At 43.3% G+C, this 14,481-nt stretch carries 14 protein-coding genes; 9 read left to right on the plus strand and 5 right to left on the minus strand.

Features of this window, described 5'->3' with window-relative positions:
* Positions 1-329: 329 nt before the first annotated feature.
* Positions 330-1,523 (minus strand): sugar transporter, encoded by a 1,194-nt coding sequence (locus NI464_RS12285; RefSeq protein WP_253138700.1) that lies wholly within the window; start codon positions 1,521-1,523, stop codon positions 330-332.
* Positions 1,524-1,678: 155 nt separating this feature from the next.
* Between NI464_RS12285 and NI464_RS12290 the strand changes: the two genes are divergently transcribed.
* Together NI464_RS12290 and NI464_RS12295 are read left to right on the plus strand one after the other, a co-directional pair.
* Entirely contained in the window at positions 1,679-1,957 is a 279-nt protein-coding gene (locus NI464_RS12290) for a GNAT family N-acetyltransferase (RefSeq protein WP_253138703.1), read from the plus strand.
* 31 nt (positions 1,958-1,988) lie between these two features.
* The gene (locus NI464_RS12295; protein ID WP_026056558.1) at positions 1,989-2,279 is read left to right on the plus strand and encodes a GNAT family N-acetyltransferase; all 291 of its coding nucleotides are present in this window, start codon (positions 1,989-1,991) and stop codon (positions 2,277-2,279) included.
* On the opposite strand, the gene NI464_RS12300 is transcribed toward NI464_RS12295, so the two are convergent.
* Positions 2,272-2,619: a hypothetical protein gene (locus tag NI464_RS12300; protein ID WP_114541680.1), complete on the minus strand. Its 348-nt coding sequence runs from the start codon at positions 2,617-2,619 to the stop codon at positions 2,272-2,274. The genes NI464_RS12295 and NI464_RS12300 overlap by 8 nt on opposite strands.
* 196 nt (positions 2,620-2,815) lie before the next feature.
* On the opposite strand from NI464_RS12300, the gene NI464_RS12305 reads away from it, so the two are divergent.
* Positions 2,816-3,289 (plus strand): BLUF domain-containing protein, encoded by a 474-nt coding sequence (locus NI464_RS12305; protein WP_253138706.1) that lies wholly within the window; start codon positions 2,816-2,818, stop codon positions 3,287-3,289.
* 63 nt (positions 3,290-3,352) lie between these two features.
* Here NI464_RS12305 and NI464_RS12310 read toward each other — a convergent pair whose 3' ends face one another.
* Both NI464_RS12310 and mpl read right to left on the minus strand, forming a co-directional pair.
* Positions 3,353-4,435, minus strand: coding sequence for a zinc-dependent alcohol dehydrogenase family protein (locus tag NI464_RS12310; protein ID WP_253138709.1), 1,083 nt, complete (start codon positions 4,433-4,435; stop codon positions 3,353-3,355).
* Between the two features lie 358 nt (positions 4,436-4,793).
* Positions 4,794-6,158, minus strand: coding sequence for a UDP-N-acetylmuramate:L-alanyl-gamma-D-glutamyl-meso-diaminopimelate ligase (gene mpl / locus NI464_RS12315; protein WP_005264469.1), 1,365 nt, complete (start codon positions 6,156-6,158; stop codon positions 4,794-4,796).
* Positions 6,159-6,400: 242 nt separating this feature from the next.
* Between mpl and NI464_RS12320 the strand changes: the two genes are divergently transcribed.
* The 4 genes from NI464_RS12320 (at position 6,401) to NI464_RS12335 (ending at position 10,596) form a co-directional block, all read left to right on the plus strand.
* On the plus strand, positions 6,401-6,742 hold the full coding sequence (locus tag NI464_RS12320; RefSeq protein WP_004647146.1) for a DMT family protein: 342 nt from the start codon (positions 6,401-6,403) through the stop codon (positions 6,740-6,742).
* A 197-nt stretch (positions 6,743-6,939) separates the two neighbouring features.
* On the plus strand, positions 6,940-7,452 hold the full coding sequence (gene purE / locus NI464_RS12325) for a 5-(carboxyamino)imidazole ribonucleotide mutase (protein ID WP_004647147.1): 513 nt from the start codon (positions 6,940-6,942) through the stop codon (positions 7,450-7,452).
* Between the two features lie 15 nt (positions 7,453-7,467).
* Positions 7,468-8,589, plus strand: coding sequence for a 5-(carboxyamino)imidazole ribonucleotide synthase (locus NI464_RS12330; protein ID WP_253138712.1), 1,122 nt, complete (start codon positions 7,468-7,470; stop codon positions 8,587-8,589).
* A gap of 714 nt (positions 8,590-9,303) precedes the next feature.
* The gene (locus NI464_RS12335; protein ID WP_253138715.1) at positions 9,304-10,596 is read left to right on the plus strand and encodes a lytic murein transglycosylase; all 1,293 of its coding nucleotides are present in this window, start codon (positions 9,304-9,306) and stop codon (positions 10,594-10,596) included.
* 113 nt (positions 10,597-10,709) lie between these two features.
* On the opposite strand, the gene NI464_RS12340 is transcribed toward NI464_RS12335, so the two are convergent.
* A complete protein-coding gene (locus tag NI464_RS12340) occupies positions 10,710-11,837 on the minus strand; it encodes an anhydro-N-acetylmuramic acid kinase (protein ID WP_253138718.1) in 1,128 nt (375 codons plus the stop codon).
* A gap of 80 nt (positions 11,838-11,917) precedes the next feature.
* Here NI464_RS12340 and tyrS point away from each other — a divergent pair, with 80 nt between their 5' ends.
* Both tyrS and NI464_RS12350 read left to right on the plus strand, forming a co-directional pair.
* Entirely contained in the window at positions 11,918-13,132 is a 1,215-nt protein-coding gene (gene tyrS, locus NI464_RS12345; RefSeq protein WP_004647151.1) for a tyrosine--tRNA ligase, read from the plus strand.
* Between the two features lie 531 nt (positions 13,133-13,663).
* The gene (locus NI464_RS12350) at positions 13,664-13,957 is read left to right on the plus strand and encodes a hypothetical protein (RefSeq protein WP_005104912.1); all 294 of its coding nucleotides are present in this window, start codon (positions 13,664-13,666) and stop codon (positions 13,955-13,957) included.
* Positions 13,958-14,481: the final 524 nt, after the last annotated feature.

A 14,481-nucleotide genomic window follows, 5' to 3' on the forward strand; every position in this document is an offset into this window, starting at 1 on the left:
GAATTCTCCACATCGGACAACTAGCCATAAAAAAACCTTGACCAGTTGCCAGATGAAAAACATCTATAACAACATGATCAAGGTCTTGCCTACATCTTACTGTTCCACTTTTTTATATAAAGTGTGACTTCAAGATGCTCAGATACCGACTTTTTGCAAAGTGTAATGACGATATTCTGACACGTTTAAAAATTGAAATTTCATTCTTAAACGCTTGGAGGAGGCTACTCCCCTTGTTCAAACTAAATTTTATTTGAGCGGTAGCTCAATGTGTAGCAAGCATGACAGATTTTTGCTAAGACTACAATTTCATTTACAAAAATCATGCTTCAAGGCGCTTTCTTACCTAAGAAATCCGGACGCTGAATCAGGTATAAGCTGATCAGAAAACCCAAGCTGGCCAGGATTGCTCCTACCCAGCCAATACTATGTAATCCGATATGTGCCGTTACCAGACCGCCGAGTAAGGCACCGCCGCCAATCCCGACATTGTACAAACCTGAAAAAATCGCCATGGCGACATCAGTCGCATCGGAAGCCAGATTTAAGGTCTTGGCTTGTAGAGCCAGACTAAACCCAATAATGCTGATGCCCCAGATTAACGCTAGGCTATTGAGCTGAATTACACCCTGAGACAGGGGCAGCAATAACAGCAGCGAGATCCCTAGCCCGAGTGTAAATAGCGGAATGGTGAGTCGGGGAAAATGCGGTGCAAAGCGGCCAAATACATAAGACCCGATCAGGCCCGCACCGCCATAAATCAGCAATAAGCTGGTGGTCTGTGCAGAGCTGAATTGCGCAATATTCAGCGCAAAGGGTTCAATATAACTATAGGCGGTAAATTGCGCACTAATCACAAGCACGGTAAGCGCAAAGACCAGCATCAGGCTGGGACGTTTTAGCAAGCTTTTTAAACTGCTGAGTGAACCTGAATTAACACTTGGCAATAAAGGCAAGGTTTTGGCCAGCAGTACGCAGACCACGCTTGCCACAACTGCGATCAAGGCAAAACTATTGCGCCAGCCATAGGCCTCCCCGATCATCCGGCCAAAGGGAATTCCCAAGACCATCGCCATGGCGGTACCGGTAGCCAATAAGCCCAGTGCCTGAAACTCTTTGCCCTTTGGCGCAACCCGCACAGCAAGCGATGCCGTAATTGACCAGAACAGTGCATGCGCCACGGCAATACCAATCCGGCTCAACACCAGAATGCTAAAGCTCCAGGCAAAATAGGACAGCACATGACTGAAAATAAACACCGTAAATAAAACCATCAGCAGAAAGCGCCGTTCAATATTTTTGGTCAGTAACATCATTGGCAAAGAAAGCAGCGCCACGACCCAGGCATAAATCGTCAGCATCCACCCGACCTGAGTGGGTGACATGGAAAAACTTGCGCCAATATCACTTAATAGCGCCACCGGGATAAATTCGGTGGTATTGAAAATAAAGGCAGCAGAGGCTAAAGCAATCACACAGACCCATTGACGTGTCACCGAGGAGGTGGAAGAAGAGCTGGACATACATATCTGATAAAAAGAACCGGCCGGCAGTTTAAACCTATTGAGCAAAATGCGGTATTGGTCAGAAGGACAGATTCACAATCCTTTAAAAGAAATCTAACAATAGAGCAGGGAAAAATATGTCAGTCTGGCTTAAAAACAAGGAGAGGATCGGCATGTTGATCGAGCATCAGCAACAGGGCACTGGAGGTTTATGGTTTGTAGAGCCAAATGAAAAACGTCTGGCAGAAATGAGTTATTCCAGAGTAAATGAAGATCAATTAGTGATTGAACACACCTGGGTCGATGACAGTCTACGCGGCCAGCACGTCGGGTATTATCTGGTCGAGGCCGCTGTGAATTTTGCCCGTGAACACGGCATCAGGATTATTCCAAAATGCCCTTTTGCCAAATCCGTGTTCGAGCGAGAGCCTCACTTTAATGATGTTTTATAATTTAAAAATGACAACAAAGGTTCAGATTCGTATGGAAATCAAATATCAAGATTCAAAACGCGGTGGTGTATTTTTTATGGAAGATCAAGGACGCCGCCTGGCGGAGATCACTTATCAATGGCGGGGCGATGCCGTTATAATTGCCGATCATACCTGGGTTGATGATTCCTTGCGTGGCCACGGTATTGCCCGAAAAATGCTGGATGCACTGGTCGATTTTGCCCGTGAGAAAAGTTTAACCATCATCCCGCAATGTTCCTATGTGGATGTCATGTTTAAACGTGACCGAAGTCTGGCAGATGTCGCAGCAACGGCTATTTAACTACCCAAGGGGATTTCCCGAAAGATAAATGCAGTTTTTCTTTCAAGGCAGGAATCAATATAACCTGTAACAGGGTATATAAACCGAAACCTGCCATCACGCCGGTCATCGCCCAGAAAATTTCTTCAAACTGTTGCAGCATTACTAAAATTGCCATGATCAGCAGATAACTGGCATGAAAATAAATTCGATGCCCAACAAATTTCAAGATCGTCCAGCTAATAAAAATTGAACTGATCAGCAGATTAGTTTGAGCGCTGAATTGCCAATTATTTAAAGTGATGATCAGGATAAAACACACACATAACAAGGCGAGGGTTAAAATCAGATCTTTTAACATCAAGTGATCCTCATGTTCATGGTAGGTGTATGAAAATATTCGTTTAATAATTTAGGCACTATTGTTAAAAGTTTAATCCAGAAATGCAAACTGAAAACCGTGTAAGCAAAAACGGATATTTGCTTAAAAAATAGTCGACTTAATTTAAAATTATTGATTAAATTGTGTTTTTAATTCTTCCCTCTAGAGAGATGGCATGATGCTACAGCTTTGCTATGCCAGTGAACGCATAGAATCTGAACAAGAGTTGTTACAAGATTTGAGCGATATTTTAGCCACTGCCCGGAAGTTCAACCTTCAGCATCAGATTCATGGGGTGTTGTATTATTCCCATGGCAAATTTTTCCAGTGTCTTGAAGGTCAGGCTGAAGTAGTGGAAAGTTTATTTCAGAGCATTTGTCAGGATCTCCGCCATCACAATGTCTTACGTTTTGCAGATGCAATGGTAGAGCAGTCCCATTTCTCGGAATGGTCAATGAAATATGTGCATAAACACAGTGAAATTTCTTCTTTATTTTCACGTTTAGGTTTGAAGCAATTTGATCCACATGCCTTGCAGCAGTCAGGAGTTGCCGAATTCCTCAAAGTGCTGTATCGCCTGGAAGAAAATCAGGCCAGTCTGGCATCGCCAAAAGGTTATAAGCAGCGTGGTTATGTCCCCTATTTCTGATCTGAGGGATTAAAGCTGAAAATAAAAAAGTCCGCATGGCGGACTTTTTTTGTCTGATGTAGATTAGCTCATGTCAATCATGACTTTTAAGGCCTTCTCATTGGAGGCATGTTTAAACACATCATAGGCTTTTTCAAAATCGGCAAATTTAAAATGATGGGTCGCCAGTTTTTCTAGGGGCAATTTGCCGGAACAGCAGGTTTTCAGCAACATCCCTGTGGTATTGGCATTCACCAGACCGGTAGTAATGGTCAGGTTTTTAATCCACAGTTTGTTCAGTTCAAAACTCACCGGTTTACCATGTACGCCGACGTTGGCAATATGCCCGCCCTCTTTCACGACATGCTGGCAAATATTCCAGGTGGGTTCTACCCCTACTGCTTCAATGGCACAGTCAACCCCGCGTCCATCGGTAATCTCTAGGATCTTTTGAATGGCATCTTCTTTAGCAGAGTTGATGGTATGTGTTGCGCCGACAGTCTTGGCAAATTCCAGCCGGTTATCATCCATATCCACCATAATAATATTGGCAGGTGAATAGAACTGTGCGGTGAGCAGACAGCTCATGCCGATTGGCCCTGCCCCGACAATCGCGACATTGTCGCCTGGTTTGACATCGCCATATTGCACCCCAATTTTATGTGAAGTTGGCAGGATATCTGAGAGGAATACGGCCACATTTTGATTCAGGCCATCGGGTAAATGATAGAGTGAGGTATCGGCAAAGGGCGTGCGTACATATTCGGCATGGGTGCCATCAATCATATAACCCATGATCCAGCCGCCTTCATTGCGACAATGGGCATAGAGCTGTTTCTGGCAGTTTTCACAGGTTCCGCAGCGGCTGACACAGGAAATAATCACCCGGTCGCCCTTTTTAAAGTTTTGCACGGCGGAACCAACTTCTTCCACAATGCCAATACCTTTGTGACCTAAAATACGTCCCTTAAAGCTGCCCTCTTTACGCGTAGCCTCCTGCTCAATTTCCGGGTTTTTACCTTTCCAGATACCCAAGTCGGTACCGCAGATGGTAACTTTTTCCAGTTTAATGATGGCATCGCTGGGATGCAAAATGGTGGGAACTGGGCGGTCTTCAAAGCGGATATCATTTGCGCCGTAATAGACCATCGCTTTCATCGTTGTCATGACACATCTCCTAATGGAATGAGGAATGAGAATGACCTGACTCAGCGAGAATAATGAACGCCTCGATTGCTTTTATATAGTGACAGCGATGGGCTGATTTATGATCTGGCTTTCAGGCCTATAGATACCTGTGTTCTTCTCGATTGTGCCTTGAGTGATATGGCGCTGCAATGAGTCTTGTGTACAGATTGCAACAAAAGATCATCAGGGAGGGTTCAGAGATAAATCTGCTCTTTGGGTCAATATTTAAATCATAGGATTGCAGGATCAGAACAACGGTTCACTTTTTCTCAATCAACGTTTTAATATGCTAAAAAAAGCCCGCTAGGCGGGCTTCTTCACTTCACTTAAATCTGTTTTATGCTTGTAAAACAGTAATCAGCTTCTGATGCAAACCACCAAAACCACCATTCGACATAATTACTACGGCATCGCCCTCGCCTGCTTCTGCCACCACGGTCTGAATGATGTCATCCAGTGTGCGTGCAACTTTGGCCTTGTTTGGCGCAGCCTCAATGACCGGTTGCAGATCCCAGTCCAGTCCTTCCGGTTGATACCAGATCACTTCATCGGCCAGACGTGCTGAATGAGCCAAGCCATCTTTATGACTGCCCATGCGCATGGTATTGGAACGTGGTTCAATAATTGCCCAGAGTTTGCGTTCCCCTAGACGTTTGCGCGCACCTTCTAAGGTCGTATCAATCGCCGTCGGATGATGGGCGAAATCATCATAAACCTCGATACCACGGACTGTGCCTAACAGTTCCATACGGCGTTTCACCCCACCAAAATTCGATAGTGCTTCACAGGCAGTTTCAATCGATACGCCGACATGTTCAGCGGCAGCAATCGTGGCCAAGGCATTGGCCACCGAATGCTGTCCAGTCATATTCCATTGTACTTCGCCTTTGACCACGCCCTGTTGCAGCACTTTGAAATGTGAACCATCTGCTGACAATTGTTCTGCATACAGCTCAGCTTTTTCATTGGCATCCAGACTGGTGCGCACTACAGGTGTCCAGCAGCCCTGCTCCAGCACTTCATCAATATTGCTTTCAGTAATCGGCGCGATAATCCGGCCTTCACTTGGAATGGTACGAACTAGATGATGGAACTGCTTTTGAATTGCGGCTAGATCATCGAAGATATCGGCATGGTCAAATTCCAGGTTATTTAAAATTGCGGTTTTTGGATGGTAATGCACGAACTTGGAACGCTTGTCGAAGAAAGCAGAATCGTATTCATCGGCTTCGACACAGAAATATTTCCCACCACCGAGACGCGCACTTTCCGAAAAGCCCAATGGCACACCGCCAATCAGAAAACCTGGCTCCAGACCGGCTTGATCCAGTACCCAAGCCAGCATCGTGGTGGTCGTGGTTTTACCATGTGTTCCGGCGACACCCAGCACGTGTTTACCTTGCAGAACATGATCAGCCAGGAACTGCGGACCTGAAATATAAGGCAGACCTGCATTCAGCATATATTCGACTGCATCAATACCACGCTTCATGGCATTGCCGACGATCACCAGATCCGGATGAGGCTGTAAATGACTGCGGTCATAACCCTGCATTAAAGTGATGCCCGCATTTTCAAGTTGGGTCGACATGGGTGGATACACATTCAGGTCTGAACCTGTTACCTGGTGGCCCAGATCGCGTGCAAGTAGCGCTAACGAGCCCATAAAGGTGCCACAAATACCCAAAATATGCAGATGCATCTACTTTACTCCGTTCCTGTCTGACCCATCACTTTATATTGGTGCTGTTGTCATGATTTATTCAATTTGCAAGCAACGATAGCAAGGCTTTAGCTGAAAAGATAGTGAAAATTCTGGCCTTGTTGTGGGATTTTTTAAATCCTATTTCACGGATAAATTCAAAGAAAATTTCAAAGCGATGCAATATCTTTTCGCCAAATAAACCGTAAAATAAGTTCGACTTTTTTGCAGAGTGCATGCAAATGCTGCCGGCTTTATTTCTTCTGGTAATTGCCAACTGTTTTATGACCCTGGCCTGGTATGGGCATTTAAAGTTTTTGCCGCATGATGCACCGCTCTGGCAAGCGATTCTATTTAGCTGGGCCATTGCCCTGTTTGAATATAGCCTGATGATTCCGGCGACCAAATTGCTGGCGCAGCAAGGACTCGCAGTCGGCCAAATGAAAATCACCCAGGAAGTCGTGACCTTACTGGTCTTTGTTCCTTTTATGATTTTCATGTTTAAGCAGCCTTTTAAACTGGATTATCTCTGGGCTGCTTTATGTCTGTGTGGATGTGTCTATTTTGTATTCCGCAGTTCCTAAATAGTTGTAACTGCGGCTACTCCCCTATTTTTATTCCAGTTTTTGAAAATTCGATAAAAAACAAGAAAAATCGAGCCTTGCTTTGACCGTTAAATTTTATGAAGCTGAATTTTCAGTCTATAATACGCACTCCTATTCAAGCTTGGCTCTCTCGTCGAGATTTATCTTTTCTCACTTTAATCTCTGGAAAATTTGCAATGAATGCGGCTGCTGCACAAGATACTCCTCTCGTAGGTATTATCATGGGTTCTCAATCAGATTGGGCAACTCTCGAACACACTGCCAATATGCTCAAGCAGCTTGGTGTCCCATTTGAAGCCGAAGTTGTTTCTGCACACCGTACCCCAGACCGCCTGTTTGAATATGCCGAGCAAGCGCGTGATCGTGGTATTCAGGTAATTATTGCCGGTGCAGGTGGCGCAGCGCATTTACCGGGTATGTGTGCAGCGAAAACTGATCTTCCTGTTTTGGGTGTACCGGTGAAATCTTCGATTTTAAACGGTGTTGATTCATTGCTGTCTATTGTGCAAATGCCAGCCGGTATTGCGGTGGGTACCTTGGCCATCGGTCCTGCCGGTGCCACCAATGCTGCCATTATGGCCGCGCAAATTCTGGGTTTGACCCGTCCAGAAATCGCAAAAAATGTTGCAGATTTCCGTGCAGCGCAAACAGATAAAGTGGCAAGTAACAATATTCCAGGCCAAGCTTAAGTCGAGACACAGATTATGGATAAAACCATCGGTATTTTTGGTGGCGGTCAGCTGGGTCGTATGATGGCGCAAGCGGCACTTCCATTAAATATTCAATGTACATTTTTTGAAGCCAGCACAGACTGTCCTTCTGCTGCTTTGGGTCCGGTGATTTCGAGCCGGGCTGAAAATGGTCTGCAAGACTTTATTAATAGTGCAGATGTATTTAGCCTTGAGTTTGAAAATACGCCACTTACAGATGTTGATGTACTGACGCAAAGCAAGCAACTGCATCCGCCGCGTCAGGCTTTGGCGATTGCCCAGCATCGTCTGTCTGAAAAAGCCTTGTTTGATGAACTGGCTATTCCGGTTGCACCGTACAAAGCGGTCACTTCACTGGAAAGCTTAGAGGCGGCTGTAGCTGAACTGGGCTTGCCGATCGTACTGAAAACCTCGCGTGGCGGTTATGATGGTAAAGGCCAATTCGTTTTACGTTCGACCGATCAGATGGATCAGGCCTGGGCAGAATTGGGTCCTGCAGGTGAGCTGATTGCAGAAAGCTTTGTCACATTCTCACGTGAAGTATCAATTATTGCAGTACGCGGTCAAGATGGTGATGTCAAAACCTGGCCATTGGCTGAAAATCATCATCATAACGGCATTCTGTCGCACTCGATTGTGCCTGCACCGAACAGCGCAGATTTGCAACCTGTGGCGCAAGATTACATCACTCGTCTGCTGAATCACTTGAACTATGTCGGTGTCCTAACCCTTGAGCTGTTTGTGACAGACAAAGGCTTATATGCCAACGAGATGGCACCACGCGTGCACAACTCGGGGCACTGGTCGATTGAAGGCGCCGTATGTTCGCAATTTGAGAATCATGTACGTGCGGTGGCTGGTTTGCCTTTAGGTTCAACTGAAGTGATCCGTCCAACTGTCTTGGTGAACATCATTGGTCAGCATCCAAAATCTGCAGATGTTCTGGCTCTGGAAGGTGCGCATTTGCATCTCTACAACAAGTCAGAGCGTGAAGGTCGCAAGATTGGTCACATTACCCTGATGCCAAATGACAGCGCGCAATTGTCTGTACTTTGCCGCCAACTGGCGAAAATTTTACCGAATCCATTGGCATTGAGCGAAGATATGACCATCTAGGCTTTAACTTGCTGATAAAAAAAGCGATCACTTCGGTGATCGCTTTTTTATTTGTCTGCTTTCAGGCATGATTGCGCCTCTTCAAAAATACCTGCCATTGGTCGGATCAGTTTTTAAATCAATTGCTTATAAACTGATCAATTGAGTATAAATATAACAATCCAATAAAACCTTTTTTACAGCTGAATTTTGCCATATTCACTTGTAGATAAGCTTGAAATCAAAGTTTGAATTTAAAACTGGAAAGCAGTTTTGAATTTAAATTCATAAAAATAAATTCAAATTTAAATCGCACTTTGAATTTAAACTTGCGCTTTTAAATTCAAAAAATATGAATTCAAATTTAAAACTGGATAAATGAATTCAAAGTTTTTGAATTTAAAAATATTAGCCCATTATTCAAATGAATTTAAAACAAAAACGAGTGTAATTAGAGCATGTTGATGATCGTGACTCGCTTTTCCTGAAACAAGTTATCCCCAGTAATTTTTTAAATTCAAAAATAATTCCAAATGTTTTGAATTTAAATTTAAAAATCCTGCTGATTTGAATTTAAAACAAGCTTGTGGATAACTCGTGTTTAAATTTAAAGATTACAAAATGAATTTAAAAGTGTAGGAATTATGAATTTAAATTTACGCATTGGCGCTTTAATTTTCATCATGAGCTGCTAAGGTAGAAGCATAATTCAAAATCTAAATATTCAAGGGTCTTATGCAACGGCTTGCACTTTTTATTGGTTCTGTGGTCTTGGCTGCTTCACAGGCACAGGCTGAACTTATTATTAATGGTCAACGTGTCACGCCGACTGATTTGACCTCTAGTTCAAATATCCCGAATTATGCCTCCCAAAATAATTTTCAAAACTGTCTCGCTAATTTGCGCAGTCAAGCTGTTGCTAGAGGTGTAAGCGGCAGTACCTATGATCGTTATACCCAGAACTTAAACCCGGATTATTCAGTGATTGAACGCCTGAATTACCAGCCTGAATTTTCTACCCCGATTTGGGATTATCTATCTGGTTTGGTGGATGAAGAACGGGTTCAGCTCGGCCGGCAAAAACTACAGCAACATCGTGAGGTGCTCAATCGTGTTGCTGCTACCTACGGTGTACCTGCAGAAACGGTAGTTGCGGTATGGGGTGTCGAAAGTAATTTTGGTGATATTTCGGGGAAATATCCTTTATTACAGGCTTTAGGAACTTTGAGCTGTGAAGGTCGTCGCCAGAGTTATTTTCGTGGTGAGTTTTTTACCACAATGAAACTGTTACAGCGTGGCGATGTGCGTGAAGAACAATTAAAGGGTTCCTGGGCAGGCGCATTTGGTCATACCCAGTTTATGCCATCGACTTATGATGAGCTTGCAGTTGATTTTGATGGTGATGGCCGACGTGATCTAGTTTCGAGCATTCCGGATGCACTCGCATCAACTGCCAACTTTTTAAGCAAGCGTGGCTGGCAGAGCGGACAGCCTTGGGGTTTTGAAGTCAAGATCCCTCAAGGCATGTCGGTTTCCGGTGAAGGTCGAAGAAATAAAAAATCCTTGAGTAGTTGGAACAATCAAGGGGTGGTACGTGCCGATGGTTCGGCATTAGTTCAAGGAAATTTATCGCAATCTTCTCAGGCCGGATTGGTTACACCTGCAGGCCCCAGTGGTCCAGTATTTTTGGTCTTTAAAAACTTTGATGCCATTTATAGCTATAACGCGGCAGAAAGTTATGCCTTGGCGATTGCGCATTTATCCGATCGCCTGCAAGGTAAAGGCTCATTTATGACCACATGGCCTACTGATGATCCGGGAACTTCTCGTGCAGAACGTCGTGAGATCCAGCAATTTTTATTGAATCGAGGTTATGACATTGGTGTGGTGGATGGTCTGATTGGAGATAAAACCCGTCAAGCGATTCGTCAGGAACAGCAGCGTTTGGGCTTAAGTCCAACAGGTCGTGCTGGTCAGCAGATTCTGCGGGCCTTTAGAAATGAAAATGCCAAACGCATGATGCAATAAATTCTTGAGCATAAAATTTAAAATCAAAAAAGGTCTGCATTTATGCAGACCTTTTTTGATGACTGTTTTTGAGTAGCTATATAGTCATGCAAGCTAATAGTAATTAGCTGAATTTAAACAGCAGTAATGGTACCGAGGATGCGATATCCAGCAGCACCAGTGACTGCTGGCAGGTTACCATTCAGCTGATTCATAAAACGCATGGCCAGCCAGGCAAAGGCCGTGGCTTCCACCCAAGTCGGGCTTAAACCAAGATCGGCCGTAGTTTGTACGCTCCATTCATGTTTGCGCAGGCGCCAGCGCAACTGCTCCAGTAAATGTGAGTTGTAGGCACCACCACCGCAAACAAAAACCTGTCCGGTATCCATGCCAGAGCGGTAAATTGCTTTTTTAATGGCTCGGGTGGTGAGCTTTAATAAAGTCGCCTGTACATTTTCCGGAGTATCTTCCAGTTCATCGTATTGCAGGTCATTGCGCCAGTCAGCAATCTGTTCATCCAGCCATTCCAGGTTGAAATCTTCACGACCGGTACTTTTTGGAGGTTCTTTGGAGAAGAATTCGTGTGACTGAAAGCGATCGAGTAAACTGCGAATCGGGGTGCCATAGGCTGCCCAGTTACCATTTTCATCAAAAGGCTGACCGGTATAACGGGCACACCAGGCATCCATCAAGATATTGGCTGGTCCAGTATCAAAACCATAAACTTCTTCAGGCTTGCCGGCAGGCAGCAGGCTGACATTCGCTATACCGCCCAGATTTAAAATTACCCGGTGAATACTGTCATGCTGGAAAATATCCTGATGAAATGCCGGAACTAAAGGTGCTCCCTGACCACCTGCCGCCAGATCACGACGCCGGAAATCTGAAATCACCGGAATCTGGGTAATTTCAGTAATGATGTTCGGGTCACCAATTTGCAGGGTAAAACCATGTTCAGGACGATGCCGGATAGTTTGGCCATGCGAGCCAATCGCCTTGATTCTGGATTTATCCAGGTTATTTTTTTCAATCAGCGCATTAATACCATGACCAATCATTTGTGCCAGTGCAACATCAGCCTTGCCCATGCGGTCAATTTCATTGTCATCTGGCAAGGTTAGTGCCATCAGCTCGTCCCGAAGGTCTGGATCAAATGCCAAAGTGAGTGTGGCATGAAGCTGGAGTGGATCAAAAGAAGCAGCAACAATATCGACACCATCCATGCTTGTGCCGGTCATTACCCCAATATAGATCGCTGTCATGGTTATTCTTAAGCCTGCAATATGCTGAAAAAGTGTTAGTATATCGCACAAATTGAGTAACTGATGTATTGGATTTTGTGATGTCAAATTTCCTGCCGGCTGAAGAACAACTTGCCCTCATTCAACGAGGCACCCACGAAATTATTTCTGAAGAAGACCTTCTCAAGAAATTAAAATTGAATCGTCCATTAAAAATTAAAGCGGGTTTTGACCCGACTGCACCTGATTTGCACTTGGGCCACACGGTTCTCATTAATAAGTTAAAAGTATTCCAAGACTTGGGTCATGAAGTGTTGTTTCTGATCGGTGATTACACGGCGATGATCGGTGATCCAACTGGTAAGAGCGCAACACGTCCACCATTGTCACGTGAACAGGTTTTAGAGAACGCTAAAACATATCAAGAACAAGTATTTAAAATTCTTGATCCAAACAAAACCAAAGTGGTGTTTAACTCGGAATGGTTTGCACAAAAAACTGCGGCTGATTTGATTCAACTGGCATCACAGCAAACTGTTGCGCGTATGCTTGAACGTGATGACTTCACCAAGCGTTATAACAACCAGCAGCCAATTGCGATTCATGAATTTTTGTACCCATTGGTACAAGGCTATGATTCTGTTGCGCTGGAAGCAGATGTTGAATTGGGTGGTACAGACCAAACCTTTAACCTGTTGATGGGGCGTACCTTACAAGGTCGTTATAACCAAGAAGCACAAGTCTGTATCACAGTACCAATTCTTGAAGGTTTAGATGGCGTCAATAAGATGTCTAAATCTTTGGGTAACTATATTGGTGTATTTGATGCACCGGGCGCGATGTACCAGAAAGTGCTTTCAATGCCGGATGCATTGATTGAGCGTTATTTTGATCTGCTGAGCTTCAAAACCATTGAAGAAATTCAACAGTTGTTAAAAGAAGTGGCAGAAGGCCGTAATCCTCAAGAAGTCAAAAAGATTCTTGCGTTGGAGCTAGTCGAGCGTTTCCATGGTGCAGAAGCGGCTGCCAATGCGCATAAAGGCGCGGGCAATATCATTACTGAAGGTGAATTACCCGAAGGTACGCCAGAAGTAACTATTTCACGTGGCGAGTTTGGTGGGGAAATCTTTATTACCTCGATTTTACGTGAAGCCGGCTTAACCAAAAATGCAGCCCAGGCTAAGGATGCATTAGGCCGTGGTGCAGTGAAAGTGGATTGGCAGACTGTAGATACGACCTATTCTGTGAAAGAGAACGTAACTTTGATTGTTCAGGCCAGTAAAAAAGCAATCGCTAAAGTCACTTTTGTTGACTAAAAAACGGATAAGTTATTGAAATAAAAGCAGGCTTCGGTCTGCTTTTTTTGTTGATGTTCTATATTTAAAAATCAAATAAGTAAAGTCAAAAAAAACCCTATGAAAACAAGAGTTAATTTTTCCCAAATCACTTGCTTTTCATCTTTATTATGTATAGGATTTATTCATCTAGAGAATTCGTTTAGAGCATCTAGAGGGTAGTAAAAATAATAGTACTCCACAACTGAGAAGTCTCTTTTCCAAGAGGCTCTTTTTAAAAGCTTTAAAGCGAATAACTATAATAATGACATAATGGATCGGGTAAAGATTCAATTCTAAGGAGGAGATTTTGGGAGAGATCTCTTCCTTTTTTATTTATTCTGATTGCGTAATCAAAATATAAATCTGCATGCCTACTCTTCTTGTTGAACAACTAAACTTAAAATTAATCAGCAAATCGAACTTAGGTGAATGACCTCTAAGGGTGAGTTCATTTCAATTGACTCCAAAAGAAAAGTGCAAAACATAAAAAATTAAAGCAGAGGTGATTGAATGTATCGCTTTCCAACAGAAGATATTTTTGATGAACAGATCGATTGCATATTACGGTTCTTATTTGAATACCAGCCGGTCGAACAAAAACAGCAACTCTATGGATCTGTCTATACTTTATTTATGCAGCTTGATCTGGCCGCGCATTACTTTTTATTTTCCCTGATTGAAGAGCAGTTACCGCGACGCGCGAAATTATTCTTTATTGCCGAGGATTATCAGGGCAAGAAAGACATGATTGTAGAAGTTATGCAGCACTGGCTTAGACAGCAACAACAGGAAAAAGTCGCTTAATGCAAAATAACAGACTTTATCTTCTATATATAAGTGATCTAAGCATGGTTTTGGGATTCGAAAACTAAAAATGAATACCTCTTCTATATAGCAGCCTAAGAATAGGCTTTTATAAAAGCTTTTTACGTCAAAAATAACTCATCAATTGAGGAGTCTAGGATTTAGATCGGTTTGTTGGGCAAGGTAGAGGAATTTTGGTTTTCTTTTGACGAGCTAATTTAAATAAAAGACAAGATTTCAATATCAAAAGGCTAAAAATACTGTTTTAAATATTATTGTGATAGTTTTTAGGTCTAAATGAATTTTCAGTTATAAAAATAAAATGAAGTGTTTAGTGGGTTTATTGCATAAAAACGCTTAAAAATTAGATAAAAAAGCGATTTTTTAGTAATTTTTGTAGAAAAAAAAGACATACGTGAAAAATATAGTGAATTGGGGGTTGCAATGATTCTGAAATCCTCTAGAATGCACCCATACCGACGAGATAGACGGAAACGAACGAAGCAGAATGGCGGAGTTGTTGA

Source organism: Acinetobacter lwoffii (assembly GCF_024129685.1).
Lineage (GTDB): Bacteria > Pseudomonadota > Gammaproteobacteria > Pseudomonadales > Moraxellaceae > Acinetobacter > Acinetobacter lwoffii_X.

Excerpts from the sequence above, each read along its gene's own strand:
- NI464_RS12285 (WP_253138700.1), bottom strand. The coding sequence starts at position 1,523 with ATGTCCAGCTCTTCTTCCACCTCCTCGGTGACACGTCAATGGGTCTGT.
- mpl (WP_005264469.1), bottom strand. The coding sequence starts at position 6,158 with ATGCATCTGCATATTTTGGGTATTTGTGGCACCTTTATGGGCTCGTTA.
- NI464_RS12335 (WP_253138715.1), top strand. The coding sequence starts at position 9,304 with ATGCAACGGCTTGCACTTTTTATTGGTTCTGTGGTCTTGGCTGCTTCA.
- NI464_RS12350 (WP_005104912.1), top strand. The coding sequence starts at position 13,664 with ATGTATCGCTTTCCAACAGAAGATATTTTTGATGAACAGATCGATTGC.
- NI464_RS12295 (WP_026056558.1), top strand. The coding sequence starts at position 1,989 with ATGGAAATCAAATATCAAGATTCAAAACGCGGTGGTGTATTTTTTATG.
- NI464_RS12340 (WP_253138718.1), bottom strand. The coding sequence starts at position 11,837 with ATGACAGCGATCTATATTGGGGTAATGACCGGCACAAGCATGGATGGT.
- NI464_RS12310 (WP_253138709.1), bottom strand. The coding sequence starts at position 4,435 with ATGACAACGATGAAAGCGATGGTCTATTACGGCGCAAATGATATCCGC.
- tyrS (WP_004647151.1), top strand. The coding sequence starts at position 11,918 with ATGTCAAATTTCCTGCCGGCTGAAGAACAACTTGCCCTCATTCAACGA.
- NI464_RS12320 (WP_004647146.1), top strand. The coding sequence starts at position 6,401 with ATGCTGCCGGCTTTATTTCTTCTGGTAATTGCCAACTGTTTTATGACC.
- NI464_RS12305 (WP_253138706.1), top strand. The coding sequence starts at position 2,816 with ATGATGCTACAGCTTTGCTATGCCAGTGAACGCATAGAATCTGAACAA.
- NI464_RS12290 (WP_253138703.1), top strand. The coding sequence starts at position 1,679 with ATGTTGATCGAGCATCAGCAACAGGGCACTGGAGGTTTATGGTTTGTA.
- NI464_RS12330 (WP_253138712.1), top strand. The coding sequence starts at position 7,468 with ATGGATAAAACCATCGGTATTTTTGGTGGCGGTCAGCTGGGTCGTATG.
- NI464_RS12300 (WP_114541680.1), bottom strand. The coding sequence starts at position 2,619 with ATGTTAAAAGATCTGATTTTAACCCTCGCCTTGTTATGTGTGTGTTTT.
- purE (WP_004647147.1), top strand. The coding sequence starts at position 6,940 with ATGAATGCGGCTGCTGCACAAGATACTCCTCTCGTAGGTATTATCATG.